The organism is Flavobacterium cerinum (genome assembly GCF_004028155.1).
Taxonomy (GTDB): domain Bacteria; phylum Bacteroidota; class Bacteroidia; order Flavobacteriales; family Flavobacteriaceae; genus Flavobacterium; species Flavobacterium cerinum.
Genome location: NZ_SBII01000005.1, coordinates 45,920 through 72,246 on the forward strand (window position 1 = coordinate 45,920; position 26,327 = coordinate 72,246).

At 36.1% G+C, this 26,327-nt stretch carries 26 protein-coding genes; 8 read left to right on the forward strand and 18 right to left on the reverse strand.

Translation table 11 applies throughout. From position 1 onward, the window contains the following. Positions 1-7: 7 nt before the first annotated feature. A complete protein-coding gene (locus EPI11_RS08775; protein ID WP_128389590.1) occupies positions 8-2,182 on the reverse strand; it encodes an endonuclease MutS2 in 2,175 nt (724 codons plus the stop codon). Between the two features lie 129 nt (positions 2,183-2,311). Between EPI11_RS08775 and EPI11_RS08780 the strand changes: the two genes are divergently transcribed. Beyond that, positions 2,312-2,977 (forward strand): uracil-DNA glycosylase, encoded by a 666-nt coding sequence (locus tag EPI11_RS08780; protein ID WP_128389591.1) that lies wholly within the window; start codon positions 2,312-2,314, stop codon positions 2,975-2,977. 5 nt (positions 2,978-2,982) lie between these two features. Here EPI11_RS08780 and EPI11_RS08785 read toward each other — a convergent pair whose 3' ends face one another. The 5 genes from EPI11_RS08785 to EPI11_RS08805 all read right to left on the reverse strand — a co-directional run bounded on the left by EPI11_RS08785 (position 2,983) and on the right by EPI11_RS08805 (position 7,985). Further along, on the reverse strand, positions 2,983-3,915 hold the full coding sequence (locus EPI11_RS08785; RefSeq protein WP_128389592.1) for a transglutaminase-like domain-containing protein: 933 nt from the start codon (positions 3,913-3,915) through the stop codon (positions 2,983-2,985). Between the two features lie 25 nt (positions 3,916-3,940). Beyond that, positions 3,941-4,786, reverse strand: coding sequence for a substrate-binding domain-containing protein (locus EPI11_RS08790; protein ID WP_128389593.1), 846 nt, complete (start codon positions 4,784-4,786; stop codon positions 3,941-3,943). Positions 4,787-4,921: 135 nt separating this feature from the next. Next, a complete protein-coding gene (locus tag EPI11_RS08795) occupies positions 4,922-6,433 on the reverse strand; it encodes a succinate CoA transferase (RefSeq protein ID WP_128389594.1) in 1,512 nt (503 codons plus the stop codon). Positions 6,434-6,606: 173 nt separating this feature from the next. After that, complete coding sequence (locus EPI11_RS08800; protein WP_128389595.1) at positions 6,607-6,957, reverse strand: translation initiation factor; 351 nt, start codon at positions 6,955-6,957, stop codon at positions 6,607-6,609. A 71-nt stretch (positions 6,958-7,028) separates the two neighbouring features. Beyond that, a complete protein-coding gene (locus EPI11_RS08805) occupies positions 7,029-7,985 on the reverse strand; it encodes an isopenicillin N synthase family dioxygenase (protein ID WP_128389596.1) in 957 nt (318 codons plus the stop codon). Positions 7,986-8,192: 207 nt separating this feature from the next. On the opposite strand from EPI11_RS08805, the gene EPI11_RS08810 reads away from it, so the two are divergent. From EPI11_RS08810 to EPI11_RS08820, 3 genes are all read left to right on the forward strand, one after another. Continuing rightward, a complete protein-coding gene (locus EPI11_RS08810; RefSeq protein ID WP_128389597.1) occupies positions 8,193-10,169 on the forward strand; it encodes an alpha-ketoacid dehydrogenase subunit alpha/beta in 1,977 nt (658 codons plus the stop codon). Between the two features lie 141 nt (positions 10,170-10,310). Next, positions 10,311-10,730: an NUDIX domain-containing protein gene (locus EPI11_RS08815; protein ID WP_128389598.1), complete on the forward strand. Its 420-nt coding sequence runs from the start codon at positions 10,311-10,313 to the stop codon at positions 10,728-10,730. After that, positions 10,727-11,119, forward strand: coding sequence for an acyl-CoA thioesterase (locus EPI11_RS08820; protein WP_128389599.1), 393 nt, complete (start codon positions 10,727-10,729; stop codon positions 11,117-11,119). The genes EPI11_RS08815 and EPI11_RS08820 overlap by 4 nt, the downstream gene beginning before the upstream one ends. Here EPI11_RS08820 and EPI11_RS08825 read toward each other — a convergent pair. The 3 genes from EPI11_RS08825 to EPI11_RS08835 form a co-directional block, all read right to left on the reverse strand. Then, the gene (locus EPI11_RS08825) at positions 11,116-12,360 is read right to left on the reverse strand and encodes a mechanosensitive ion channel family protein (protein ID WP_128389600.1); all 1,245 of its coding nucleotides are present in this window, start codon (positions 12,358-12,360) and stop codon (positions 11,116-11,118) included. The genes EPI11_RS08820 and EPI11_RS08825 overlap by 4 nt on opposite strands. Further along, the gene (locus EPI11_RS08830) at positions 12,361-12,663 is read right to left on the reverse strand and encodes a DUF3817 domain-containing protein (protein WP_128389601.1); all 303 of its coding nucleotides are present in this window, start codon (positions 12,661-12,663) and stop codon (positions 12,361-12,363) included. Between the two features lie 143 nt (positions 12,664-12,806). Then, positions 12,807-13,181 (reverse strand): hypothetical protein, encoded by a 375-nt coding sequence (locus tag EPI11_RS08835; protein WP_128389602.1) that lies wholly within the window; start codon positions 13,179-13,181, stop codon positions 12,807-12,809. Between the two features lie 125 nt (positions 13,182-13,306). Here EPI11_RS08835 and EPI11_RS08840 point away from each other — a divergent pair, with 125 nt between their 5' ends. Continuing rightward, on the forward strand, positions 13,307-13,819 hold the full coding sequence (locus tag EPI11_RS08840) for a DUF6155 family protein (protein ID WP_128389603.1): 513 nt from the start codon (positions 13,307-13,309) through the stop codon (positions 13,817-13,819). A 1-nt stretch (position 13,820) separates the two neighbouring features. On the opposite strand, the gene nfi is transcribed toward EPI11_RS08840, so the two are convergent. Then, entirely contained in the window at positions 13,821-14,552 is a 732-nt protein-coding gene (gene nfi, locus EPI11_RS08845) for a deoxyribonuclease V (protein ID WP_241657599.1), read from the reverse strand. A gap of 137 nt (positions 14,553-14,689) precedes the next feature. Here nfi and EPI11_RS08850 point away from each other — a divergent pair, with 137 nt between their 5' ends. The 3 genes from EPI11_RS08850 to EPI11_RS08860 all read left to right on the forward strand — a co-directional run bounded on the left by EPI11_RS08850 (position 14,690) and on the right by EPI11_RS08860 (position 17,064). Further along, the gene (locus EPI11_RS08850; RefSeq protein WP_128389604.1) at positions 14,690-16,255 is read left to right on the forward strand and encodes a DEAD/DEAH box helicase; all 1,566 of its coding nucleotides are present in this window, start codon (positions 14,690-14,692) and stop codon (positions 16,253-16,255) included. Positions 16,256-16,486: 231 nt separating this feature from the next. Continuing rightward, entirely contained in the window at positions 16,487-16,681 is a 195-nt protein-coding gene (locus EPI11_RS08855; protein WP_128389605.1) for a hypothetical protein, read from the forward strand. Positions 16,682-16,692: 11 nt separating this feature from the next. Further along, positions 16,693-17,064: a hypothetical protein gene (locus EPI11_RS08860; RefSeq protein ID WP_128389606.1), complete on the forward strand. Its 372-nt coding sequence runs from the start codon at positions 16,693-16,695 to the stop codon at positions 17,062-17,064. 244 nt (positions 17,065-17,308) lie between these two features. On the opposite strand, the gene EPI11_RS08865 is transcribed toward EPI11_RS08860, so the two are convergent. Genes EPI11_RS08865 through EPI11_RS08900 form a run of 8 tightly spaced genes read right to left on the reverse strand, consistent with a single transcriptional unit; the run spans position 17,309 to position 26,126 of the window. Further along, a complete protein-coding gene (locus EPI11_RS08865) occupies positions 17,309-18,064 on the reverse strand; it encodes a maleate cis-trans isomerase family protein (protein WP_128389607.1) in 756 nt (251 codons plus the stop codon). 38 nt (positions 18,065-18,102) lie between these two features. Further along, complete coding sequence (locus tag EPI11_RS08870) at positions 18,103-19,023, reverse strand: fumarylacetoacetate hydrolase family protein (protein ID WP_128389608.1); 921 nt, start codon at positions 19,021-19,023, stop codon at positions 18,103-18,105. A gap of 13 nt (positions 19,024-19,036) precedes the next feature. Then, the gene (locus EPI11_RS08875) at positions 19,037-20,143 is read right to left on the reverse strand and encodes a cupin domain-containing protein (RefSeq protein WP_128389609.1); all 1,107 of its coding nucleotides are present in this window, start codon (positions 20,141-20,143) and stop codon (positions 19,037-19,039) included. A 1-nt stretch (position 20,144) separates the two neighbouring features. After that, positions 20,145-21,131 carry a carbon-nitrogen hydrolase family protein gene (locus EPI11_RS08880; RefSeq protein ID WP_128389610.1) on the reverse strand — a complete coding sequence of 329 codons (987 nt, stop codon included), beginning with the start codon at positions 21,129-21,131 and terminating at the stop codon, positions 20,145-20,147. A 17-nt stretch (positions 21,132-21,148) separates the two neighbouring features. Further along, a complete protein-coding gene (locus EPI11_RS08885) occupies positions 21,149-21,571 on the reverse strand; it encodes an acyl-CoA thioesterase (protein ID WP_128389611.1) in 423 nt (140 codons plus the stop codon). Beyond that, on the reverse strand, positions 21,571-23,187 hold the full coding sequence (locus EPI11_RS08890) for an AMP-binding protein (RefSeq protein WP_128389612.1): 1,617 nt from the start codon (positions 23,185-23,187) through the stop codon (positions 21,571-21,573). The genes EPI11_RS08885 and EPI11_RS08890 overlap by 1 nt, the downstream gene beginning before the upstream one ends. 14 nt (positions 23,188-23,201) lie before the next feature. Further along, positions 23,202-25,514, reverse strand: a complete 2,313-nt coding sequence (locus tag EPI11_RS08895) for an oxidoreductase (protein ID WP_128389613.1) — start codon at positions 25,512-25,514, stop codon at positions 23,202-23,204. A 6-nt stretch (positions 25,515-25,520) separates the two neighbouring features. Beyond that, positions 25,521-26,126, reverse strand: coding sequence for a flavin reductase family protein (locus EPI11_RS08900; protein WP_128389614.1), 606 nt, complete (start codon positions 26,124-26,126; stop codon positions 25,521-25,523). Between the last annotated feature and the right edge of the window lie 201 nt (positions 26,127-26,327).

A 26,327-nucleotide genomic window follows, 5' to 3' on the forward strand; every position in this document is an offset into this window, starting at 1 on the left:
CAATAGTTTATTTCTTTTTAGCTTCAACTAATTCTAGCGATTCAATATCAACTTTTGACGTAAATATGCCGTAGTTCACAGTAACCTTCTTTTTTTCGATAACATCTATAGTTCCTACAGCTTTACCATCTAGCATTCTAACCCTGTCACCAACTTTAAGAATGGCTTTTGGTTTATTGGCTTCTTGTTTTATAGCCTTTAGTTTCTTCTCTTTTTTCTCAACTCGAATTTCTTCAACCTTTTCCTGAACTTCTGCAATTACTTGTTTTTGAATTACTTCTTTTTCTTTTTTCTCTTTTGGGGTAGCTTTTTTACGTTTTGAGTTTTCAATCTCAACTATTTTCAGAAATTCTCCGATAAGGTCTTTTTTATTCTTACTGTTGAAATATTTTTCACTAATATCATCTAACTTTTGCCCAATATAAATTAGTCGTTGGTTAGCATCATATAATTCTTGATAACTTTCTAATTTCTGTTGAATTTTGGTATTGATGTTTTCCATCTTTTTACCTTCTTCACGTGCTTTGGTCTCTTCTTCTTTTAAAGTTTGGGAAGTTTTTTCCAGTTTAGATCGCTCTTTTTGAAGTGTAGCAATAGTTTTATCAAAACGCACCTTACTACCTTCAATTTTCTTTTTAGCACGATTTATGAGTCCATAGGGTATTCCATTTTTCTGAGCAACTTCAAATGTGAAAGAGCTCCCTGCCTGGCCAAGTATTAATTTATACATTGGTTCTAAAGATTTTTCATCAAAAAGCATATTCGCGTTAGTTGCAAAAGGCAGCTCATTAGCTAATATCTTTAAATTGGTATAATGTGTTGTAATGATACCAAAAGCTTCACGATGATAAAATTCTTCTAAGAAAGTTTCTGCTAAAGCACCACCAAGTTCAGGGTCAGATCCTGTACCAAATTCGTCAATTAAAAATAATGTTTTATCATTACACTTCTTAAGAAAATAATTCATATTCTTAAGGCGGTAGCTGTATGTACTTAAATGATTTTCAATGGACTGATTGTCGCCAATATCAGTCATTATTCTGTCGAATAAAAATGTTTCACTACGCTCATGTACAGGTATGAGTAATCCGCTTTGCAACATTAATTGTAGTAATCCAATAGTTTTAAGTGTGATACTTTTACCACCGGCATTGGGACCCGAAATTACAATTATACGATTCTGTTCTGTCAGTTCAATGGTTTGCGGATATGTAACTTCTCCTTTTCTTTTATTGTTTGAATAAAGGATAGGATGGAAGGCTTCTCTGAAAAATAGCCTTTTCTCCTCTGTTATATGAGGTAATAGACCATTAATTCTTTTTGCATATTTTGCCTTACCGGATATCACATCAATGTCAGTTAAGAATTCCTGGTATTCGATTAATAAAGGAACAAAAGGGCGTATTGTATTGCTTAATTGTAACAATATGCGCTTTATTTCTTCTTTTTCTTCATATTCGTAATTATTCAGCTCACGAGAATATTTAAGAGTAGCTTCCGGTTCTATATAAGCTATACTTCCTGTTTTAGAACTTCCCAGAATTGATCCCTTTACTTTTTTACGATACATAGCAGAAACAGCTAAAACCCTGCGGTTCTCAACTACACTTTCTTTTATGTCGTCTAAATAACCCAATCCGTTGTATTGACTTAAGGCTGAAGTGAAACTTTGGTTTATCTTAGCTTTAACTAAATTCATCTCTCTGCGTATATTTTGCAGTTCAGGAGATGCATCGTCTTTTATTTCACCATATTTATCTACAACTTTTTCAATATTTTTCAATATTTCTTTAGTGTACTCTACCTTTTCAGCTCTTGAATTAAGGTTGGGATAGTAATCATTGAATTTCTCAAGAAATTTTATAAGTGTATTAACGGTGTCAGATATGACTGCAATCTTTCTAAATGCCGAAGCTTCCAGGTAGCTGTCTTCGATAGCAAGAAATTTTATTTCGTTAGCTATTGGGTCAAAACCGTGATTAGGCAGTGCATTGTTATTATCAAAGGATGATACATATTCTGATGTTTGTAAAAGCGATTCCATCAGTTCCTCTTTATTTTTAAAAGGAGTGATCTGTAGTGCTTTTACTTGTCCGGGTTCTGTAGTACAGCTTGATGCAACAGCCTCTAGCACAGTATGGAATTCTAAATCTTTTAGGGTTTTATCTGTGATACTTATCATTGTAGTTCTAAAGCAAATTTTATACAAAAATACTACATATTTAGCCGAATTGAACATATACATATAAAGTTTCGAAAGCTTTATAATTGTATACTATGCAATGTTTATATTTGTAAAAAAGAAAATATAATGCAGGTAAATATAGAATCTTCCTGGAAGGAAGTACTTTCTTCTGAATTTGAAAAACCTTATTTTAATAATCTTATTGATTTTGTAAAAACAGAATATACTCAACAAACCTCTTATCCTAAAGGAAATCAGATATTTTCTGCATTCGATCATTGCCCATTTGATAAGGTTGAAGTTGTTATATTGGGCCAGGATCCTTATCATGGACCAGGTCAGGCTAATGGATTATGTTTTTCTGTAAATGATGGTATACCAAATCCTCCTTCTCTTCAAAATATATTTCGTGAAATTCAGACTGATTTAGGGAAGCCATTTCCCCCATCGGGTAATCTTGAGCGTTGGGCAGATCAAGGAGTACTTTTATTAAATGCTGTACTAACAGTACGTAAAGGAGAGGCTAACAGTCATCAGGGAAAAGGATGGGAAGCGTTTACTGATGCTGTAATTCAAAAAATATCAGATGAAAAGAAAGATGTTGTTTTTCTTTTATGGGGTGGTTTTGCAAAAAAGAAAGGTGCACGTGTTAATAAAGAAAAGCATTTAATATTAGATTCAGGACATCCTTCACCTTTAAGCGCAAATAAAGGGCATTGGTTCGGTAATAAGCATTTTAGTAAAACAAATGCTTTTCTGGCAGAAAAAGGTAAAAAACAAATAGATTGGTAATTTGGTTAGTTGAATGTTAATGCGCCTAGTATTTCTTCACTCATAAAAGGGCCTCCAGGATAGGTAGCGGTATAATCAAGATTAAGCCATACCTGTCCTCGTTCATCAATATGATAATGGACTTCTTTACCTCGGCTTTCCTGTATAAAAAGCACTTCTTTTATAAGGTAATTTGCTGTTTCTAAGTCAGCTTTAGTGCCTACAAGCATTTCTGGATATAAGTGCCCGCCTGTATGTATTATTCTTGGTGTTCCGCCTACAGCGCGTATTGCAGCTGCCATAAGTATAGCGTGATCGTCACAATCTCCCGAAAAATGTTGTAGTGATTCACTAGCAGAAGCTATGTATTCACGTCCTTTGGGATCGTTTACATAATTCCATCTGTTTTTTATTTCTTTAAATACAGCAAAGCATTGTATCATTAAGCGTTGTTTATGATACCCTTTAATATCTCTAAAATATTTAGTTGTTGCCATAAGAGCAAAGTTGCGAACCAAAGGGTTATCATAATCTACAGCAGCAATAATCTTAGATTTATTAGGGAAAGGAAGCAGTTTTGAAATGATGATATCCTGCGGATTAGCATCATCAGCCATTGTGTAAACCATAGATCTATAGTCTTCATAAACAGCATTAAAACCATAATTCCCAAATACAGAACCATAAAGCAAAGCAATGAGGTAAAAGAAGATACAGATAATGAGTACTGTTTTTAGTAATCGTAGCACGAATTGTATGGCAACAATAATAACAATGAAAATCAATATCCTGTCTAAGTGAAAAGGCCATTCAGGGTCTATTAAGTTTTGGTGAACAATGATACACAGGGGAATAGCTATAAGTATATTCAGTACAAAAATGATAATGGAATCCCATGGCTTCTTTATTTGAAGCTTAGCTTTTAGATTCTTTAAGGTGGTAGCGTCCAGTTTTATCATTGTGCACTAAATAAAACATCGTGTTTTATCCTGCCGAAGTTTCAAATGCAGTTTTCGTTTCTATAATATTAAGTTCAAATAATTGGTCTTGTACTTTATCAAACGTCTTTTTATCAAGTTTCTTTTGCGACCATTCCGTTATTTTAAGCCATTCATTAATATCCTCAATCTTTTGTTCATACCTTTCAGAGAGTGTTCGGTCTATACTAGGAATTTCCTTAAAATCAGAGGTGGTTTGATTGATAATATCCAAGATGGTTTCAATTGCCTTGGGATTATTCTTAAGTACTTCATTGCGTACAGCTATCACAAAGCATGGCCATGGAGTAGGGCAGTCGTCAATTCGCCTAAAGATACCTCTATCTACAATGGGTTTTGTCATAAAACGTTCCCACATAAAATAGTCGGCACGTCCTTCGGTTAATGCTTCTACGGCGCCGTCAAGCGTATTTATAATTTCAAATTCCAGTTTTTCAGTATTCCATCCTTGTTTTTTAGCATTTACAAAAGCCATAAGATGAGATCCTGATCCGTATCGGCTAATGGCTACTTTGCCATTTTCGATATCGGCCAGTGTTTTGTAATTAGAACCTGCAGCTACATGGATACCCCATACTAATGGAGATTCTACATATACCTGAACAATAGTACTGTCGTTACCGGCAGCAATATCTTTAATGATACCTTCGGTCAGTATTACAGCAATGTCTGTCTCGCCATTTCGAAGCATATGACATAGTTTACCTGTACCTTCAGGAACATCGGTCCATTCAAGCAGTATACTTGCATCTTCAAATTCAGCATTTTCAATGCATAAATGCCATGGAAGATTAAAATGTTCCGGAACGCCTGCTATTTTTATCGGTATCATAATATAAATCTAATTAAAGGATAAAGGTAATAAGAGTAAATTTAATATGTATAATGATTTAGCATATAGCTATAAAAAAATCCCTAAAACAGTGTTATAGCTGTCTTAGGGATTCTTAAAGCAGGAATGATAAATTTATATTGTTTGTAAAACAGATGCTTTTTTCATTGTTCCTGAATTTATATACTGCTGGTGCCATGAAAGAGCTTCTTCCAGGATATGTGGTGTATGTCCTTCTCTTTCGCAAGCTCTTTCAAAGTAACTTCTTAATTCTTCTTTATATTCGGGATGTGCGCAGTTTTCAATGATAACTCTGGCTCTTTCACGAGGTGCTAAACTTCTTAAATCAGCTAATCCCTGGTCTGTCACCAAGATATCAACATCATGTTCTGTATGGTCTGTATGAGACACCATAGGAAGTACATGAGATATAGAATTGCCATCTTTTGAAGCAGCTTGTGTAACGAAAATGCTTAGGTAGGCATTACGGGCAAAATCACCCGATCCGCCAATACCATTCATCATTTTTGTACCGCTTATGTGTGTGGAGTTTACGTTTCCATAAATATCAAATTCAATTGCGGTATTGATGGCTATAACGCCGAGTCTTCTGATTACTTCGGGAGAGTTACTGATATTTTGCGGACGCAAAACAATTTTGTCTTTATAGAAATCAAAATTGTTGAGTATTTTTTTATGACATTCGTTTGAAACTGTAATTGAGGATGCAGAAGCAAAGTTCATTTTACCATTGTCAATTAGTTCAAAAGTACTATCCTGTAAAACTTCAGAATACATAGTAAGGTTTTTAAAATCACCTTTTGATAATCCGGAAAGCACAGCGTTAGCAACTTTTCCAATACCCGCCTGAAGCGGCATAAGTGCTTGTGTAAGTCTGCCTGCAGTGATTTCCTTTTCAAAGAATTTAACCAAGTGAGCGGCTATAGCTATTGTTTTTTCATCGGGAGCAGTTACTTCTGCAGGGCTATCCGGTAATTCTGTAAATACAATACCTGCAACTTTTTCAGGATCTACAGTAATATAATCAACTCCAATGTAGGTGCACGGTTTCACAATTGGTATGATCTTTCTGTCTGGATATTCTCCAGGAAGAAAGATGTCATGTATTCCGGTAAATGAAACAGGTACTGAAGTGTTTATTTCGATAATGATCTTCTTAGAGAGTTGCGCAAATGTAACGGAGTTACCAATGGAAGTGGTGGGTATAATGTATCCATTTTCATCAATTGCAGAAGCTTCGATTACGGCATAATCCATGGCAGGTATGTGACCATTCGCTAATAGTTCTGCAGTTTCGCTAAGGTGTTGATCTATAAAGAGTATAGTTCCCTTATTTATTTCTTTTCTTAAAACAGGATCAACCTGAAAAGGCATCCTTTTATTGAGGGCATGGGCGCCGGCTAAATCACTATCTGTAGTATGTCCTAATGAGGCACCGGTAATAAGTGTAACAGCTATATTTTCGTTTTGTGCTCTTGCAGCAAAAGCAGGTAGTACGGCTTTGCTATCGCCTGCTTTTGTAAATCCACTGGAACCAATAGTCATTCCGTCTTCAAATAGTAAGGCTGCCTGAGTGGCTGTTATAATTTTGTCTTTGTAGTTTTCAAATCGAATTCTTTCCAAAATTTATAATTTTAGTAAAAAATGATAATCTTTATTTAACAGCTGTTAATTATTAGATTATTACTTTAAATATTATATAGCAATTTTACGAAAACGTTTGATTGTCATGCGATCAATAAAAGTCAAAAAAATATTCATTTAAGACAGGGCTGACACTATTGGATTTAGTTTAAACTCTATCCGCCAACTCTTTTTATCTTATAGCCTTCTTTAGCTAAAAAATCCATTATTTTATTCCTAAAATCTCCCTGAATAATTATTTCTCCATCTTTGGCAGAACCACCAACACCACATAAGGTTTTTAATTGCTTTGCAACAGCTTTAAGGTCATCATCGCTGCCTTCATATCCTTTTACGATAGTTGCAACTTTACCGCCTCTGTTTTTCTTGTCCAGATGCGCTTCTAATTTCTGTTGATTGTTTGGCAGGGTTTCCTGCTGCTCGTCATTACTTTCTAATTCAAAGTCTTTATTGGTGGAAAAAACAAATCCGCCTAAATCATCTAAACTGCTTAATTTCTTTGCCATAGTGTTTGAATTATAAAATAAAGGCATCGGATTATTACAGCCAATGCCTTAGTATGGTATAAAATTATATATTATTTTTTGATTAATCCCAGTTCTACAAGGCGTTCATAAAGAAAATCACCTGCAGTTATATCATCATATAATTTAGGGTGTTGTTTATTGACACAATTCTCTAGACAGTTTAGCTTCATTTCAGCAACAGGATGCATAAAGAAGGGAATTGAATAACGGGATGAACCCCATAGTTCTCTTGAAGGATTTACAACCCTGTGGATGGTTGATTTTAGTTTGTTATTCGTGTGGCGTGAAAGCATATCGCCTACATTGATAACAAGTTCATCCGGCTCAGCTATAGCATCAATCCATTCGCCTTCGTGATTTTGAACCTGTAGGCCACGACCCTGAGCACCCATTAGCAGGGTTATAAGGTTAATGTCGCCATGTGCTGCAGCTCTAACAGCATCTTTAGGTTCGTTTGTAATAGGAGGATAATGTATTGGGCGTAATATGCTATTCCCTTCATTTACATAATCGTCAAAATAAAACTCATTTAGGCCTAGGTAGATAGCTAATGCACGTAGTACATATACCCCCGTTTTTTCAAGCATTTTATAAGCTTGTTCTCCTGTTTTATTAAAGTTAGCCAATTCGTTGACCGATACATTATCATGATAGTGTGGATGCCCCTTATAAATAGAATCCTCAGCAAGATACTGTCCGAAGTGCCAAAATTCTTTTAGATCACCCTGTGTGTGTCCTTTGGCCTTTTCTTTACCAAAAGAAACATAACCACGTTGCCCGCCAATGCCAGGGACTTCGTATTGTTCTTTGACTTCCAGAGGAAGGATAAAGAAGTTTTTTACTTCATTGTATAGATCGTTTACTAAAGCTTCATCAAGAAAATGTCCCTTTAGTGCTACGAAACCAATTTCTTCATACGCATTACCAATTTCATTGATGAATTTTTGTTTTCTCTCAGGGTTATCAGATAGGAAATCGTGTAAATCTACACTGGGAATATTTTGCATAAATAATTGCTGTTATAGTATGTATAATGGGCCAAAGCTACAGAAATACAAAAGTATAGAATAATTATATTTCTGTTATGCTTAAGTTATTAACACTTCAAAAGTCTGGATTAAATTAGAGGTAAAATTATTTCTATAACATTTATAATACAATCTGTTATTTTATTACTTTTGGATGCGTTTAATAATGATTATTCAAAAATCACCATGAATTTCGATAGAAAAGAATTAACCAACGAACAATTACTCGATTTATATAAGAAATTAATAAAGCCAAGGCTTATAGAGGAGAAGATGCTTATCCTTATACGTCAGGGTAAAGTATCCAAATGGTTTTCAGGTATAGGTCAGGAAGCTATTTCAGTAGGTGTAACTGCTGTTTTAGATAAAGATGAATACATATTACCTATGCACCGTAACCTTGGTGTATTCACGGGAAGAGATATTCCGCTTTCAAGACTTTTTTCTCAATGGCAGGGAAAAGCTAATGGCTTTACAAAAGGACGTGACCGTTCTTTCCACTTTGGTACACAGGAATACAAAATTATAGGGATGATATCTCACCTTGGTCCACAGCTAGGTGTTGCCGATGGTATCGCTTTGGCTCATAAGCTGAAGAAAGAGAATAAAGTAACTGCTGTATTTACAGGAGAAGGTGCTACCAGTGAAGGTGATTTCCATGAAGCATTGAATATTGCTGCTGTTTGGGAACTTCCGGTATTGTTTATTGTAGAAAATAATGGTTACGGATTATCTACACCAACCAATGAGCAGTATCGTTGTGAAAACATAGCGGATAAAGGTATTGGTTTCGGGATGGAGTCTCATATTATAGATGGTAACAACATCCTCGAAGTGTTTACTAAGCTTACAGATATTGTGGCTTCATTACGTGAAAATCCACGTCCGGTTTTACTGGAATTTAAAACATTCAGGATGCGAGGCCATGAAGAAGCGAGTGGTACAAAGTATGTTCCGCAAGAGCTTATGGATATGTGGGCTATTAAAGATCCTGTGACTAATTATATGGATTTCCTTAAAGCAGAAGGTGTTCTTACTGAAGAGTATGATACCCAACTTCGTGCTGAATTAAAGAAAGAAATTGACGAAAATTATCAAAAAGCTTCTAACGAACCTGCTATTGAAGCAAGTTTGAGCGAAGAGTTAAATGATGTATACAAATCCTATAAATATGAGGAAGTTACTCATTCTGAAAAGAAAGATAATGTTCGTATGATCGATGCTATTTCACAAGGTCTTAAGCAATCTATGGAGCGTCATGAGAATCTTGTGATAATGGGGCAGGACATTGCCGAATATGGTGGTGCTTTTAAAATTACCGATGGCTTTGTTGCTGCATTTGGAAAAGACCGTGTTAGGAATACTCCTATATGCGAATCGGCTATCGTTTCTACAGGAATGGGACTTTCTATTAACGGATACAAATCGGTTATAGAAATGCAGTTTGCCGATTTCGTTTCTACAGGTTTTAACCCTATAGTAAACTATCTGGCAAAAGTACATTACAGATGGCAGGAAAATGCAGATGTTGTAGTACGTATGCCTTGCGGAGCAGGAGTACAGGCGGGTCCTTTCCACTCTCAGACTAACGAAGCATGGTTTACAAAAACACCTGGACTTAAAGTGGTGTACCCGGCATTCCCGTATGATGCTAAAGGGCTTTTGGCAGCAGCAATAAACGACCCTAACCCGGTTATGTTCTTTGAACATAAAGCTTTATATAGAAGTGTTTATCAGGATGTACCACCAGATTATTACACAATTCCTCTTGGAAAAGCGGCTCTGTTAAGAGAAGGCAGCGATGTAACTGTGATTTCCTTTGGAGCAGGTGTACATTGGGCGCTGGAAACATTAGATAAAAACCCTGATATAAAAGCAGATCTTTTAGACCTGCGTTCACTACAGCCATTAGATACTGAGGCTATATATGCATCAGTTAAGAAAACAAATAAGGTGATCATCCTTCAGGAAGATTCATTATTTGGTGGTATAGCAAGTGATATTTCTGCTATGATCATGGAAAATTGTTTTGAATATCTTGATGCTCCTGTAAAGCGTGTTGGAAGTCTTGAGAGTGCTATACCGTTTGTAAAAGCACTGGAAGACCAGTATTTACCAAAGCAACGTTTTGAAACTGCTTTAGCAGATTTGATTGCATATTAATATTATAATATATTTTGTTTACAAGGCCACGCTTAAATCTGTTTGAGCGTGGTTTTTTTTATGCGATATACTCGATACTACTATAAATAAAATCATTAGTAAACTCTCAATCCTGATTAGTGTTTTTCTTAACTTTGGTATATGAGAACATCAAAAATATTTGTTACGGTCGATGCCGTAATATTCAAAAAGACAGACTCAGCATATGACATCCTTTTTATAAAACGGAAAAACGACCCTTATAAAGGTAAATGGGCTTTACCCGGTGGTTTTGTAGACGAAAACGAGGACTTGTTTGATGCTGCTAATCGGGAGCTATTAGAGGAGACGGGAGTTAAAGTAACCAGGCTTGAACAATTAGCTGCTTTTGGTAAACCTGGGCGTGATCCAAGGCAACATATAGTATCTATAGCTTATACAGGTTTTGCGGAAGAAAACACTAACGCTGTAGCTGCAGATGACGCGGATGAAGCAAAATGGTTCTCAATCAAGAAACTTCCGGAATTGGCTTTTGATCACGCTGATATAGTTAAGTCAGCACTAGATAAACACAAATTATGAGATTTCATACAAGAAAATGGGTGAAGCCAGAAGATTTGAATCCAAACGGGACATTGTTTGGCGGTAAGTTATTAGCATGGATAGATGAAGAAGCTGCGTTGTATTCTATAATACAACTCGAAAATCAGAGAATCGTTACCAAGCATATGTCGGAAATTAATTTCATGAGTTCAGCAAAACAGGGTGATATTATTGAGATAGGTATTGATGTAGTGCGTTTTGGAACAACATCAATAGTCTTGAAATCTGAAGTGCGTAATAAAATGACTCAGGAAAAGATCATTACAGTAGATAATATTACTATGGTAAATCTGGATGGCTTAGGAAGGCCATCAGCTCACGGCAAAACAAAGATAGAATATGTAAAAGACAGAATTCTAAAACCTTAGCTGTCAATATAGCCTTTGCCGGAAGGTAATTCAAATATTTCAAGATCAAAGTAAGCAACAGAAGCTATGATATGGTCAAAAATATCGGCCATAATGTATTCGTAGTTAATCCAGCGCTTGTCTGATGTGAATACATAGATCTCAATAGGTATACCTTTTTCTGTTGGCTGCAGGTGACGGCACATAATAGTCATATTCTTATTCACACCCGGGTGTGTTTCTATATAACTATTGATGTATTTACGGAATAAACCTAAGTTGGTTAAGTTTCTGCCATTAATCGACAATGATTTGTCTACATTGTTTTGAGCATTATATTTGTCGATATCAACCTGACGTTGTTCTAGGTAAGCGGATATAAGCTGGATCTTTTTAAGATCATTCATTTCATCCCTATGGATAAAGCGTACACTATTTGCTTTAATAAGAATGTGTCTTTTGATGCGTCGTCCATCAGATTGCTGCATGCCTCTCCAGTTCTTAAAAGAATCGGATATTAAGCTATAGGTTGGAATTGTAGTATTGGTGTTGTCAAAATTACGAACCTTAACCGTTGCAAGATTAATTTCGATAACATCGCCATCAGCGCCGTATTTTTCGATGGTAATCCAGTCGCCAATGCGCACAATATCGTTTACAGTAACCTGAATACTGGCTACAAAACCCAATATAGTATCCCTGAAAATAAGAACGATAATGGCTGAAATTGCTCCAAAAGTACCTAAAAGAGTACCTATTTTTGTGTCAAATAGAATAAGAACAATAGCTGTAATGCCGAATATCCAAAGGATTATCATAACAACCTGAACATAACTGTCTATTGGTTTGTCATTATAATCCGGCTGCTGTTTTAAATAATCACGTATAGCATTGAAGATACTTCGGATGATCCAAAGGCTGAGCGTAATGATGAAAATTGTAATTCCTTTTGAGAAAATAAATTCCCAGTATACAAAGTCTTTAAGCGCTACCGGTAATGTTTTGTAAATAAAATATAAAGGAATTAAATGGGCAACATACTTCGATGTCTTGTTTTCAACCAATAAATCATCAAAAGTAGTTTTCGTCTTTTGAGCGATTATGGCTAAAGTAAGAACAATAATCTTTTTAAAGATCTTATCTAAGAGATAAGCAACAATAGCAATTACAAAAAGATTTACGATAAGGTTACCGTAAATAGCAGATACATGCCCTAATTTAAGCTCTCTTAATAGTTTGTATGCCCAGTTAAATATTTCCATTTAGATATTTTCGGAATTCTTATATTCTTCACCTCTAAAATATTTCCATTCCATATAAAAAGTACCGAATGGGGGTATAGATGCCAGGCAGATGATCAGGTATTTTTTGAATGACCATTTTAGTTCAAATTTCAGCATTGTAGCCATAATTATATAAACTGTAAATAATAAACCATGTGCCATACCTGCTACGCGAACATACTCAGGCATGTCATACATGTATTTAAGTGGCATTGCAATAAAAAACAGAACAAGTGCCGATATACCTTCAAGGGTAGCAATAATCTTAAATAAACGAATCATAAACGAAAGGTTTTAATTTTAAGCTGCAAAGGTAGTCATTAGGCGCTTTCAATTAAAGTTAAAAGAATGCAATTCCAGCCAAATTAGCAATAAAAAAAGCTGTTTGATGACAAACAGCTTTTAATTATAATGTTTTTGGGTAATTAAAACGCTAAAAAGGCTTTATTGTACTCCTTAAGATCAAGAAGATTATTCTTATGGCTTAGGTCACTGAATAAAGATAAAAGATATTCAAGACTTTCCATGTTGTTTTCTGCGCCACCTGCATTGCTGTCTTTTACTAACTCTGTTTCGTCATCTACAGGCTCATCATCTGGTATAGCGATAAGAAAAGCTCCATTAGCCTCCAGGTGCTCATAAGTAAGACGGATCGCCTTAGTTAATACCGGATTTTGCTCTTCAAGGGAATATTCGCGTAATTTTTTCAGATCGGCAATTAATGGTTCGGCTTCAAAACCTTTTTTAAAAAGGTCGAGCTGTATTTTGTTGATCAGTTTTAGTGCACTCGGATTTTCCACAGTAAAAGTTTATTTAGTTTTGACTTTGTTTAAAGGATTGCAAAAATACTATTTTATATAATTTTTCCACATTCTTTTTTACATTTTATTGCTGATGGTAAAATTAAGCTTTATTTTTGGATGCCATGAGTAAACGCGACCTTAAAAAATACCTTGCTTCATTGCCTAATGATGAATTGCAGGAACAACTAATATCACTCTATGATAAGTTTAGTGATGTAAAAGCTTATTATGATTTTGTTTTTAATCCAAAGGAAGAAAAACTGGAACAGGAGGCGAAGGTTAAAATAGCAAATGAATATTTCCCAATAAAAGGTAAGCGTCCAAAATTACGAAGGTCAACCGCTCAAAAGTACATTAAACATTTTCTATCATTAGGCGTAGATCCTTATATTGTAGCAGATGTTATGCTGTTTAATATTGAAACGGCTCAAAAATATTCGACAAAACGTGAATTCAGTAATTCGTCTTTTTATAAAAGTATTCTCAATTCTTATAAACAGGCTGTAGATTATATTGTTGTAAATGGTATATCGGGTGATTTTAAGGCGCGGTTGTTAGCAATTCATGACCAGACTTTTAAGCAGCATTGGGAAAACAGGAAAGAATTCGAAAGGATATATGATAATTTTGAATAACTCAAAATAATTCTGTCTGGACATCAATTACATGATAACCTTCTTTAAGTTTTCCGACTCTAAATAAATTTACCTTTTCATGTGCATGGCGGGTAGGTTCGGGAATCCTATGTTTTAAAACACAAGCTCTCATTAGTTCCAGACTATCGTTTACAGATACTTTGTGACCTGGCGAAATATAAACAGGTTTTACGCCGTCTTTTGTCCGTAAAGCAAATCCCATATGCTCTCCCTGACTGATTATAGCGCTATTATTAAATTTTTCAAGTCCTAAGGGTTTGTAATCACCATGAAGCATATTTTTTGCACAACCAATTGAAGGATGGTCGGTAAGTACACCAAAGTGTGATGCAATCCCCATTCGCCTTGGATGTGTAACACCTTGACCGTCTAGTATCATTAAATCAGGCTTTTGTGGTAACTGTTCCCATGCTTTTAATAATGCAGGAACTTCACGAAAACCTAAATAGCCCGGTATATAAGGAAATGTAGTTTTAGCAATGACCAGCGAATAGGAGAGTGGTACCATTTGCGGGTAACTCAATACAACAATGCCGGCATATACAATATCAGTATCCTTATTATGAGATATATCTCCACCGGCAATTGTTGTGATATTGACGTTTTCTGTCGTCAATGAGACTTTCTTACGGAGTTCATTTTGCATATTTGTCGCTTCTGTGAGCGATATAGTATCATAGTTTATCATATATCCTTCTTCATAGAATTCCAAAATTAACAATTAAACTACTGGTTTCCTGATGTATTTTGCTAATGTTTCATTAAAGTTTAAAGTTCTCATAATAATTATGAGTATCTATACAAATAAGAACGTTTAATTATTATAATTTTGTGGATTACGAAAACTGCATGGAAAGAGAAGACGAAGTTGAGGACAGAAAAGAGCTGTACCGTTATCAAAAAGAAGATATAGATGCCATTTTTGAGAAGTTTGAAGGCAAGCCTGACAATTTCCATTTGCTTTACCAGCTCCCTACAGGAGGTGGTAAGACGGTTATATTTTCTGAAATTGCACGACGTTATATTGAAAAATATCAACGAAAGGTACTCGTATTAACACATAGAATTGAATTAAGTAAGCAAACGTCTAAAATGCTGAAAAGCTTTGGCGTAAAAAACACAGTTATTGATAGTAGTCTTAAGGATTTACCTTATGATAATGATTTCTCGTGTTATGTTGCTATGGTCGAAACACTTAATAATCGTCTTAAAGATAAAAAATTCCACATGGATTATGTGGGGTTGGTTATTGTGGATGAGGCACATTATAATTCATTCCGTAAACTGTTTACTTATTTTAAAAATTCAATTTTTTTAGGTGTAACGGCAACTCCATTAAGTTCTAATGTAGAACTTCCAATGTATGAAACGTACTCTGAGCTAATAGTTGGTGAACCAATTCAATCTCTTATTAATAAGAACTATTTGGCAAAAGCCGAAATGTTTGGTTATGATGTGGAACTTACATCATTAAAACTGGGTATTAATGGTGATTATACTGTAGGGTCTTCCGATGAGTTGTACTCACGTTCTGCAATGCAGGATCTCTTATTGCATTCTTATGAAGCCAGAGCTAAAGGAAAGAAAACACTTATTTTTAATAATGGTATTGTTACTTCAGTGTATGTTTATGAAACATTTAAAGCAGCAGGTCTACCTATAAAACATCTTGACAATAAAACACCGGATATTGAGCGAAAGAAAATATTGACATGGTTTAAGAAAACACCTGATGCGATTTTAACATCGGTTTCAATTCTTACCACAGGATTTGATGAGCCTACTGTTGAGGCTATTATTCTTAATAGAGCTACACGATCACTTACGCTTTACTATCAAATGATAGGACGTGGGTCCCGTAAGCTGCCGGAAAAAGATATTTTTACTGTAATTGATTTAGGCAATAACGCACAGCGCTTTGGGTTGTGGAGTGATCCTATAGACTGGCAGTATATATTCCGTCATCCTGAACAGTTTTTAGAAAATATCCGCACAGATGCTGAAATTGAAAGCTATCATGTGTATGAAATGACAGACGAAGTTCGTGCTAAGTTTAATAAAAGCGCCGATGTTTTGTTTAATGTTGAAGAAGAATATAAACTGGCTATGGATCAGCAGTTACGACCTAAAGTTGTTATTGAAAAATCCATTCGTCAGCACGCTGTAATGTGTATAGAGAATACAGAAAGCATTGCCGAAGCACGTAAACTTTCCAGAGTATTGGATCCGGATATTGAATATCGTGTTAAGCAGTTTACTAAGTTTTTAGCAAAAACCACCAAGAATTATAAAGAGTGGCTTATAGAAGATTATAAAAATAAGCTTACGGTACTAATAGGAAGTTTATTTATTAAATACCAAGTGTTTGATGATGAAGAAGACGAGGAAGACCCTGTCGAATTGAAAGAATTATAATTATTTGTTACGTTAAGCTGCCTTAAAAAAGGCGGCTTTTCTGTTTTTATATAGTTTATACTTAATCAAGATTGTCGACTAATATGTTAGCTATCAAAGTAATCACTCAATCTGTTCATGTATAAATAAATCTTTAGCTTTAATTTAATACAATCTTATCTTATAATTAGGATTTTAGTGATTAACTTAGGTGAACAGAAATTAGCTTATAACACCTAAAATCGCAACACCATGGAACGTATTATTACTCAGCCGGGCAAGGTTAATGAGCTTAACGCCCTTTCTTATGAGCGAGCTGCTGCAGAACTTGCAGATGAAACCGAAAAAGATGAAGAGCTTTCATGTAGTCTCCTACTTAAGAATCTTTTAATGAACAATTTAAAGCTTCTTAAACTTAATGAGATAAGAGCTATTTTACTATTCTAATATCAATAATTATGGAAAATACCGAAAAAAAACATTCGGAGGATTCTCAGGATGATGATAAAAATAAAAAAAGCAACTTCAATACTAAATCCGAAAGAGATAAAGATATTGAGGATACGGATAAGTATTTAGCTATGGAGCAGCCTGGTGTAAAATATACTAAAGAAGTTGATCCAACCGTAAACTCTGATCAGGTAAATTCAAGAACTACAGATAGTAGTGGAGAATGGAATGAAGAAGGAGGGAATAGTAAAAATTCTGAAGCATTTAATCAGGATGATGATATACTTAATGACAATATAGATCTTGATGAAGACCAAAATCAATCCATCTCAAGTGATGATGACGATTTTGAAGAAAGTAATGAACGTTACACAAATTAAGACTTTTTAATATAAACAAGAAGCCCACAAATTTATTTTGTGGGCTTCTTGTTTAATAAATTATTAAGTAAACATTCTGTAATTAATTTGTGTGAATGTTTTCAATTTGATAATTCTCAGTTATAGCTGCAATCATAATTTTACTAACATTAAATAGCCTTTTTAAAAAGGCTGGTTAAATGTTATGAGTATAAAATCAAAAACGTCAAAGTAAGTGCTTTGACGTTTTAAAGAATACTATATTTTAATATTTTCCGCTTAATAATGCACCACCCATAGGTACTTTAGTGTCTAGTCCAAGTTTTTTAAGCATTTCGTAAGTAGTACATACTGCTGCTGAAGTTACCGGGATGCCAATCTCTTTTTCGATAGCATCAATGGCTTCTAGTGATGGCATTTGTACACAGGCAGAAACTACAAGTACATCTACACCTTCAAGGTTAAGGCGTTTGTATATTTCCAATAAGTTTTGAGGATCCTGTGCCGCTACTTCAAGATTGTCTGCAATTTCAAGGGCAACGAAGTCAACAACCTCAAATCCCTGATGTTCTATATAATCAACAACTAGCTGAGTAAGTGGTTTCATATATGGCGTAATAACGGCTACTTTTTTTGCACCTAATACTTTTAGTCCGTTTATTAATGCCCCGGCACTTGTAACGATTGGAGTAGGAGCGTCGTTCTTGACAGTTTCTTCGTACAGGTTAGTTTCAGATACACAGTGGTAACCGCGTCCCATACTCATGATAGCCACAAGACAGGCGTACCCCATAACATCTACACGCGCATCAGATAGTTCCTGAGCACATTTAAGGCTCATTGCATCCATGGCTTCCAGTTCTTCTTTTGTTACTTTCTTCATGCGCATACGGCTTGAATGGAAAGTAAAACGTTCTGGAGATATGGTTTCACGAGAGCGTAATAAAGCCGGGATCTCCGTTTCCATTGTAATGTTAGAACTTGGTACGATCTGGCCTATTCTATATGTTTTCTTTGTCATTTTATTTCTATTTCAACAGTCTGTAATATCTTCTTTTATTATTGTACTTCTTCCGAATCTACAATCGTGTTTCTTAGTGTACCGATACCTTCAACAGTAGCTTCTACCACATCACCAGGCCACATAAATTCCTGAGGATCTCTTCCGGCACCTACACCGGCAGGTGTTCCTGTAGCAATAATGTCGCCTTCTTCAAGTGTAAACACTGTACTTAGATCATGAATAAGGTCTGAAATATTAAACAACATAAATTTGGTGTTAGAGTTTTGCTTTTCTACACCATTTACTGTAAGACGAAGATTAAGGTTGTGTGGATCTGCAATTTCGTCACGTGTAACTAATACCGGTCCCATTGGAGCAAAAGTATCCTGTCCTTTAGAAACGATCCACTGTCCTGAACGACGGCAGTCACGAGCACTAATGTCATTTATTACAGTATAACCATATACATGGTCCATAGCTTCATCCTTAGGGATGTTTTTACCACCTTTTCCAAGAACTACAGCAAGCTCCACTTCATAGTCAAGCTGCTTTGTTATTTTTTGGTTGTGAATGATATTTGTATTAGGTCCTGTTACGGTCGTTGGAGGTTTTGAAAAGATAACCGGTTGTTGTGGTAAATCTTTGGAGGTATCAAGCGTACGTGCAGATTCTGCTACGTGTTCAGTATAGTTTAGCCCTATTCCGAAAATGTTCTTGCGAGGTTTAGGTATTGGTGCCATTAAAGTAGCATTCGCTAATGGAATAGAGCATTCCTGTAATTGTTCTTTAGAGGCTGTATTGATAAGGTTAGTTGCCTTGTTGATACCATCAGTTCCCATATCGATGAATTCAAGCATAGTATTAGGTAACGGACTACTTTTAATGTGGCCTAATTTTTCTGCATCAATGATCATTTCTCCCTCGATAAATCCAAGGCGGGAAGGTGTATGGTTTATTCTGTATGTAACTAATTTCATTATAGTATGTTTGTTATTGTATTATTGTTTGATTTCCATCAGGGTGTGCCATTTCTTGGTATAATCCTAATGAAGTGATTACCGGTAAGTCATTAAATGAGAACAGGCATGCATTTTCGGTTTCAGATAAATTTATATGCTCATGGTATGCCCATGACGGTACACAGAAGATATCACGTTCTTTCCAGTCAAACCGTTTACCGGCAATGATAGAATATCCATGGCCTTTTGCGCATTGATATACAAATGATCCTGTGTGTCTATGCGCTTTAGTGTGTTCACCTGCCCGTAATAATTGTATACTGGCTCCCATAGTCTGCATTACGTGACCGCCTGTTACAGGATTGGTATAATGCATTAAGATGCCATCATACAGAGAACCTTCGTTAACCTTTGCAGCTTCAAGAAGTGCAGGGTATACCTGTTTCCATGAATATTTAAAAAGGGGAGAATAAGGTTTGTTCCATTCATTATCAGCAAGAACAAGTCCTGCACCGCTATAGGTAAGTGGTGAATAATTTACAGGAGCCGTTAAAGGCTGTTTGCCATCATATACTGCATAGTCATTCGCCTCAAGCGCATTTATAAGTGGAATATCAAGGCCATCCTGCCAGATACAGGTTTTACCACCTGCTTCAACACCATGTTCGTGCCATGTACTGTTTGGTGTAATAACAAAGTCATTTACTTCAAGCATGATCTTGTTACCATCTACTACGGTATAACCACCTTCGCCTTCCATAATAAAACGAAGGGCAGAGGCTTTATGCCTATGTGCTGATGTACTTTCACCTGGGCGTGTAACTTGTATGCCGGTATACAACCAACCTACAGCTGCGCTAACATCCCTGCGTTTATCGTTTACAAGATATACCACGCGTCGACCAGCTTGTTCAGGTGTAACCAGTTCAGATGACTTAAGGACCAGTTCACGCAACTGCTCATATTTCCAAAGCATTGGTATTGATGATGTTCTCGGCTCCCAAGGTTCAATATCGTTGGCAACAGTCCATAGAGCACCTGCGCCAAGAGCTTCTAATTCTTTATAATAGGCTTCCAGTTCAGGAGTGTCCTGAACTCTTGCTCTGCCTAATACACTATCGTCATGTTTTGTTTCCATACTATAGTTCTTTTTGTAATCCTTCTTCGTTATCAATAAAGGTAATGTTTTTTCGAGGTGCTGTATTTACACGCAGATCAAAAATATCAAAACGGTTATAATGCCCAAGTATATCGTGCATTTGTTTAGGCTGTATGCATTTTGACAGATCAATGTCAGCATATACAATTCCTTCATCATCAATAAGTGGTTCACCTATTACCGCGCCATTCGGACCAATAATTCCTGAGAATGCACTGTTTTTACGCGTAAGCAGTTCTTCCGCGTTAGGTACATCTTCTTTCATGATGTCGATAATCTCTTTTGTAATAGTAGAGCAGGATACTATAGTGAACAGTTTTCCTTCAAAAGAGTGTGCTGCTGCCCTAATTTTAATAGCTTCTGCCATGTTGTAATCAGGAGGAGCAACAGGAAGTGATATGTAGTTGGCGATGTGTATAAGTTCTCCCTGTGTAAGTAGTGTAAAGCGTGCTAGTGTATTTGTGTTTTCACCACAGGCTAATGTACCTATAGGGCCAATCTCTGTATTGTATACTTTAAGCGAAGAACCGTCTCCTCCAGTCCAGGTAAGCTTTTCAGCCCAAGTAGGAACCAGTTTACGGTGTTTACCGATTAAGTTCCCTTTATTGTCAATAATCAGATTGGTGTTGTATAGTTCACCAAAACTCTGGCCACGTTCATTAACACCAATCACTACATGACAGTTATTGTCTTTTGCAGCCTGGCATATTGTAGCTACTTCAGGTCCTGGAACTGTAATAGAGTTAACATACAGCTTCTCATACCATTTACTTCCCTGTACAGGAGTCATGATCCAGTTCCAGTACGGATAACCCGCTACAAAAACTTCTGGGAAAGCTACTAACGAGGCCCCATTACCGGCAGCTTCGGCTATTATAGAACAGGTTTTAGCCACTGTAGCATCTACGTTTAAAAAAACGGGAGAAGCCTGTACGGCAGCGGCTTTAAATTTTGGTAAATCCAACATAGTGATTATTTTGAATTTTAAATTTTATACTTTTCAATTTTTGATCTCATTTCTTCAGTAAAAGGGCTTGATTTTATACCACCACGGTTATCTAAAAAATCTACTTTTACAAGTGTTACTTCACCTTCAAGACAGATTGAACTGTCTTCATGCTCAAATTTAAATCCGCAAACCATTGATGATCCTCCAAGAGTTTTGATCCAGAAGTATTTAGTAAGTTCATCACCTAAACGTGCTGCTTTTTTAAACTGAATTTTCAGGTCAACTGTAGGAATACCGCCTGTTTGATGGATGTTCTTAAAAGGCATATCAAGTGCTTCTTCATAAAAGTCTTCCACAAGACAGTTAAGCATCTCTAAAAAACGAGGATAGAATACTATCCCCGCGTAATCTACATGCTGAAAGCGTACTTTTTCTTTTTTTATAAATGCGTTCTCCATTAGGGTTGTAATGTGGTTTTTAATTTAAATCGTTGTATTTTTCCTGTTTCGGTTTTAGGCAGTGCATCCATGTAACGTATTTCTCTTGGATATTTGTATGGTGCAGCTACAGCTTTAAACCAATCCTGTATCTCTTTTGTAAATGCTTCACTGGCTTTATCTTTGTTTTTTAAAACAATATAAGCACATACTAACATTCCACGGTTTTCATCAGGAAGGCCTACTACGGCACATTCCGCAATTTCATCGTGAGTGATCAACACGCTTTCTACTTCTATAGCAGCAATATTATAACCTGAAGAGATGATCATATCATCACCACGGGCTACAAACCAAAAATAACCATCGTCATCCTTACGAAAAATATCTCCTGTTATATTCCAGCCGTTCTCTACATATTCTTTTTGTTTTTCTTCACTGTTAAGGTATTTACAGCCCGTTATGCCACGTACAGCTAAACGGCCTTCTTTACCATTTTCTACCTCATTACCTTCTTTGTCTACGATCTTAGCTTCATAACCACGAACAGGTAATCCTGTTGCGCCTTTTCTCATATTATCCTCAGTAGAAGAAATAAAGATATGAAGGATTTCGGTAGAACCGATACCGTCTATGATCTTAAGACCAGTAGCTTCATACCAGTCTTCCCAAACCTTTAAAGGCAATGTTTCTCCTGCGGATATGCATTTACGCAATGAAGAGATATCGTAATCTGCTACTTTGGTTGTTAATACTCTGTAGGCAGTTGGAGCAGTAAAGCAAATAGTTACTTTGTGCTTATCAATAGCTTCTAAGAGTAAATCAGGGGATGGTTTTTCTATCAGGAAGGTTGAAGCTCCATAATAGAATGGGAATAATACAAGACCGCCTAATCCAAAAGTGAAACCTAATGGCGGACTTCCTGTAAAAATATCATCAGGTGTAGGTTGTAAAGAGTATTTAGGAAACGCTTCACATATCAGTAATATATCTTTATGATAGTGTGACGTCATTTTAGGCTTACCTGTAGTACCGGATGTAAACCCTATTATTGAAAGCGAATCGGCTTTAGTAGGGTAGTTGGTAAAGGTTTTTGGTTTATTACCCATTAAAGTTTCCAGTTTTGAAAAACCTTCTCCTGTACCATCAAAAGTTACAATGTGCTTTAAGAATGGAGACTTAACCGCATTCATGGCATCTTCCAATCTAAAATCGCATAATGCATGAGATATTTCTGCGCATTCTACCATTATGCTTAGTTCCTTTTCGCGTAATAGGGGCATAGTAGCTACGACTATTCCTCCAGCTTTAAGGATGCCAAACCAACAGGCAACATACATAGGGTTATTTGCTGCGCGTATCATTACCCTGTTGCCCGGTACAAAATTTAAGTTTTCGATTAATACATGAGCAATCTGGTTTGCTTTTTCGTAGAGATCTTTATAAGTCCAAACGGTATCAAAAGTACGTATGGCAATGGTATTGCCACGACCTTCTTTTATATGATCATCAAGTAGTTTCTCTACACAATTAAGGTCTTTGGGAAATTCAAAATCCGGATGCCCTGTAAAGCATTCAGCCTGTAATAAGGCAGGCGGCAGGTGATCGTGCGCGAAATTATCTTCGTAATGTTTCATTGCTGTACTGCTTATTACTTTTTGTGGGTTACCGGTTTTAGTGCTTTTTTCATGTTTTCTATGGCTCTTCGTTCGCCTCCTTTGTAAGGGTATAAATGTGATACAGCCGATACATAAGGTTTAGGTATACCTAAAGAATCTAAATCATGGGCATTATACTGCTCATAAGCCTGTGCATTGCGCACAAATGCCGGATCGAGCAATAGTGTTTTACCTAATGCTACTAAATCGGCACGGCCATTCAAAAGAATAGTATTTATTTGATCTATATCCTGAATGTATCCTGCTGTAATGGTTGGAATATGAACGGTGTTTCTAACCATATCAGAGAATGGTGTCTGCCACATTCTGCCCACAGCCGGTTTTTGATTTGCTACCGTTAATCCGGTAGATACATTTATAATGTCTGCACCTGCGTTTTTAAACGCTTCGGTAATAGCAATAACATCTTCTTCTGTTATGCCGTCATCTGCCCAATCTGAAGCAGAGATACGCACACTCATTGGTTTATCGGCAGGGAAAGCCGCTCTCATAGCAGTAAATGCCCTGATAGGAAATTTTAATCTGTTTTCAATACTTCCACCAAATTCATCTTTACGGATGTTTGTTAGGGGAGATAGGAAAGAAGCCAAAAGGAATCCGTGATGTGCTTGTAGTTCTATCATATCGAAACCAGCTTCATCAGCATTTTTGGAAGCGTTTACAAATTGCTCTGTAATTATGTCCATCTCTTCCAAAGTCATTTCCTTTGGAATGTTCATGTTTTCATTAAAGGCAATCGGAGATGCAGATAACAGTTCCCATGCATTTTCAATTGTGCTGTTACTATCTTCCCAAGGAAATTGTACAGCCCCTTTTCGTCCTGAATGTCCTACTTGGATTCCTATTTTAGAAGCGCTGTTTTGATGTATGAAATTAGTTACTCTTTTCCAGTTAACTATTTGCTCTGTAGTATATATGCCGGGGCATCCTAAAGTAATTCTTCCGGTAGGAGATATGGCAGTAGCTTCAGTTAATATTAACCCGATTCCTCCTGTAGCACGTGCGCCATAATGCATTAAATGCCAATCTGTAACTAATCCGTCTTTAGCATTATATTGCTCCATCGGACTCATTACAATACGATTCTCAACTGTCATACCTCTTAAGGTAAAAGGGGTAAAAGCTGCTGAGGCACTGGTGTTCTTATTCCCTTCACCAGTATTAAAATCTTCTAATACTTTTTGAGTAAAAGAAGGATCTCTTAGTGCAAGATTTTCGAAAGTTACTTTTTTCGAACGTGTCATTACGCTAAAAGCAAATTTCATGAAATCGTGCTGTATGTGCCTGTCCATGTCTTCAAACCATTGTAATGAAACATTTGCAGCATGCTGGATCATTTCAACACGATTACGGCGCAGTTTCTCATAATTAGCAAAAACAGCCTGAGTGTCTGTTTTATATTTGATAACAGAATCGGCTAAAGCAATAGCACATTCCATCGCCAGTTTAGTCCCTGATCCAATAGAGTAGTGAGCAGTAGCCTTAGCGTCGCCTAATAATACTATATTATCAGTATTCCATTTTTTATTGGTAATAACCGGGAATTGTCTCCAGTGTGAACGATTGGATATTAATCCGTGTCCGTCTAGTTCCTCTTTAAATATCTCCGATATTTTTTTAATAGTATCTTCTTCATCAGTAACGCTAAATCCTGCCTTCTGCCAGGTTTCATCGGTAGTTTCAAAGATCCATGTACTCATGCCTTCTTCATACTGATAGGTATGTGCTACAAAAGTACCGTAAGGTGTAGTTCGGAAAAAGTAAGTAAAAGAATCTAATGGTCGTGAAGAGCCTAACCACACAAAACGATTGCTTTTCATTTCTATTTCAGTACCAAACTCTTCTGTGTATTTTTCACGGATGCCACTGTTTATACCATCGGCAGCTACTATGATATCAGAATCAGAGAACTGGCTTAGATCATCTACATTGGCTTCAAAATGAAGTTCTACGCCTTCTTCACGACAGCGTTGCTGCAACAGTTGAAGCAGTGTTTTACGGGAACATCCGCAAAAGCCATTTCCGGTAATGCGCACTTTTTCGCCGTCACGAGCTACATCAAGTTCGTCCCAATAAGCAAATTTTGTACGTATAAGATCATAGGATTGAGGATCACGGGTTAAGAATTCGCTTAATGTTTCATCAGAGAAGACAACACCAAAGCCAAAAGAATCGTCGGCTTTGTTACGTTCATAAACACTCACACTACAGTCGGGTACCGCCTTTTTCAGTAATATTGAAAAATATAAACCTCCTGGGCCTCCGCCAATTACCGTTACTTTCATTGTATATTAAGGTCTTTTAATTGAAAAAATTTCGCCAAGTTTAGCATAATTAGATCCGGCAAGGCGTGCGACCGGTCTGTATGTATCCATATTTATCTTGTAATCATCCAGTAATACTGATTCGTCTACATGGAACATAATAATACGGCCTATCATGATAGTAGCTCCACCATTTTTATGATCTTCCAGGCTATAATGGTGTACAAGTTCACACTCAAATGTAATAGGACTTTCTTTTACCCTAAATGGTTTTACTTTAATGGATGGGATAGGCGTAAGCCCTGCGTATTCAAATTCATTACCATTTGGTGGTAATTCTATAGATGTAGCATTCATAGCTTCTACTAATTCTTCGGTAGCCATATTCACGACAAATTGTTTTGTAGCCAGGACATTGTTAAGAGTGTCCTTATTTTTATCTCCTGTGCGAACAGTAGAAAACATTACATGAGGCGGGTCTTCTCCCACGGCATTGAAAAAGGAAAAAGGTGCTAAGTTAGGTACTCCATCTTCGCTGATACTGGATATCCAACCAATAGGGCGGGGTATAACAGCACCGGTTAAGATTTTATATATATTTTTCTGACTTGTTTCCAGGGGATCTATTTCCATACTAACAGTTACTAATGGCTACAAATAAAAGAAAATTTTATGATCAAATTTTATACATTTTTGTTATAAAACATGTTCATTCAGATTATTTTTCAATTATACTTATTATAAAACCTGATTTACAGAGAACTTAATAAGAAAGTGTAAATTTATAATACTTTAAAAATTATAAATAAAAATTACATTGTAAATAAAAAAATG

Excerpts from the sequence above, each read along its gene's own strand:
- EPI11_RS08775 (WP_128389590.1), bottom strand. The coding sequence starts at position 2,182 with ATGATAAGTATCACAGATAAAACCCTAAAAGATTTAGAATTCCATACT.
- EPI11_RS08780 (WP_128389591.1), top strand. The coding sequence starts at position 2,312 with ATGCAGGTAAATATAGAATCTTCCTGGAAGGAAGTACTTTCTTCTGAA.
- EPI11_RS08785 (WP_128389592.1), bottom strand. The coding sequence starts at position 3,915 with ATGATAAAACTGGACGCTACCACCTTAAAGAATCTAAAAGCTAAGCTT.
- EPI11_RS08790 (WP_128389593.1), bottom strand. The coding sequence starts at position 4,786 with ATGATACCGATAAAAATAGCAGGCGTTCCGGAACATTTTAATCTTCCA.
- EPI11_RS08800 (WP_128389595.1), bottom strand. The coding sequence starts at position 6,957 with ATGGCAAAGAAATTAAGCAGTTTAGATGATTTAGGCGGATTTGTTTTT.
- EPI11_RS08805 (WP_128389596.1), bottom strand. The coding sequence starts at position 7,985 with ATGCAAAATATTCCCAGTGTAGATTTACACGATTTCCTATCTGATAAC.
- EPI11_RS08810 (WP_128389597.1), top strand. The coding sequence starts at position 8,193 with ATGAATTTCGATAGAAAAGAATTAACCAACGAACAATTACTCGATTTA.
- EPI11_RS08815 (WP_128389598.1), top strand. The coding sequence starts at position 10,311 with ATGAGAACATCAAAAATATTTGTTACGGTCGATGCCGTAATATTCAAA.
- EPI11_RS08820 (WP_128389599.1), top strand. The coding sequence starts at position 10,727 with ATGAGATTTCATACAAGAAAATGGGTGAAGCCAGAAGATTTGAATCCA.
- EPI11_RS08825 (WP_128389600.1), bottom strand. The coding sequence starts at position 12,360 with ATGGAAATATTTAACTGGGCATACAAACTATTAAGAGAGCTTAAATTA.
- EPI11_RS08830 (WP_128389601.1), bottom strand. The coding sequence starts at position 12,663 with ATGATTCGTTTATTTAAGATTATTGCTACCCTTGAAGGTATATCGGCA.
- EPI11_RS08840 (WP_128389603.1), top strand. The coding sequence starts at position 13,307 with ATGAGTAAACGCGACCTTAAAAAATACCTTGCTTCATTGCCTAATGAT.
- EPI11_RS08850 (WP_128389604.1), top strand. The coding sequence starts at position 14,690 with ATGGAAAGAGAAGACGAAGTTGAGGACAGAAAAGAGCTGTACCGTTAT.
- EPI11_RS08855 (WP_128389605.1), top strand. The coding sequence starts at position 16,487 with ATGGAACGTATTATTACTCAGCCGGGCAAGGTTAATGAGCTTAACGCC.
- EPI11_RS08860 (WP_128389606.1), top strand. The coding sequence starts at position 16,693 with ATGGAAAATACCGAAAAAAAACATTCGGAGGATTCTCAGGATGATGAT.
- EPI11_RS08865 (WP_128389607.1), bottom strand. The coding sequence starts at position 18,064 with ATGACAAAGAAAACATATAGAATAGGCCAGATCGTACCAAGTTCTAAC.
- EPI11_RS08870 (WP_128389608.1), bottom strand. The coding sequence starts at position 19,023 with ATGAAATTAGTTACATACAGAATAAACCATACACCTTCCCGCCTTGGA.
- EPI11_RS08875 (WP_128389609.1), bottom strand. The coding sequence starts at position 20,143 with ATGGAAACAAAACATGACGATAGTGTATTAGGCAGAGCAAGAGTTCAG.
- EPI11_RS08880 (WP_128389610.1), bottom strand. The coding sequence starts at position 21,131 with ATGTTGGATTTACCAAAATTTAAAGCCGCTGCCGTACAGGCTTCTCCC.
- EPI11_RS08885 (WP_128389611.1), bottom strand. The coding sequence starts at position 21,571 with ATGGAGAACGCATTTATAAAAAAAGAAAAAGTACGCTTTCAGCATGTA.
- EPI11_RS08890 (WP_128389612.1), bottom strand. The coding sequence starts at position 23,187 with ATGAAACATTACGAAGATAATTTCGCGCACGATCACCTGCCGCCTGCC.
- EPI11_RS08895 (WP_128389613.1), bottom strand. The coding sequence starts at position 25,514 with ATGAAAGTAACGGTAATTGGCGGAGGCCCAGGAGGTTTATATTTTTCA.
- EPI11_RS08900 (WP_128389614.1), bottom strand. The coding sequence starts at position 26,126 with ATGGAAATAGATCCCCTGGAAACAAGTCAGAAAAATATATATAAAATC.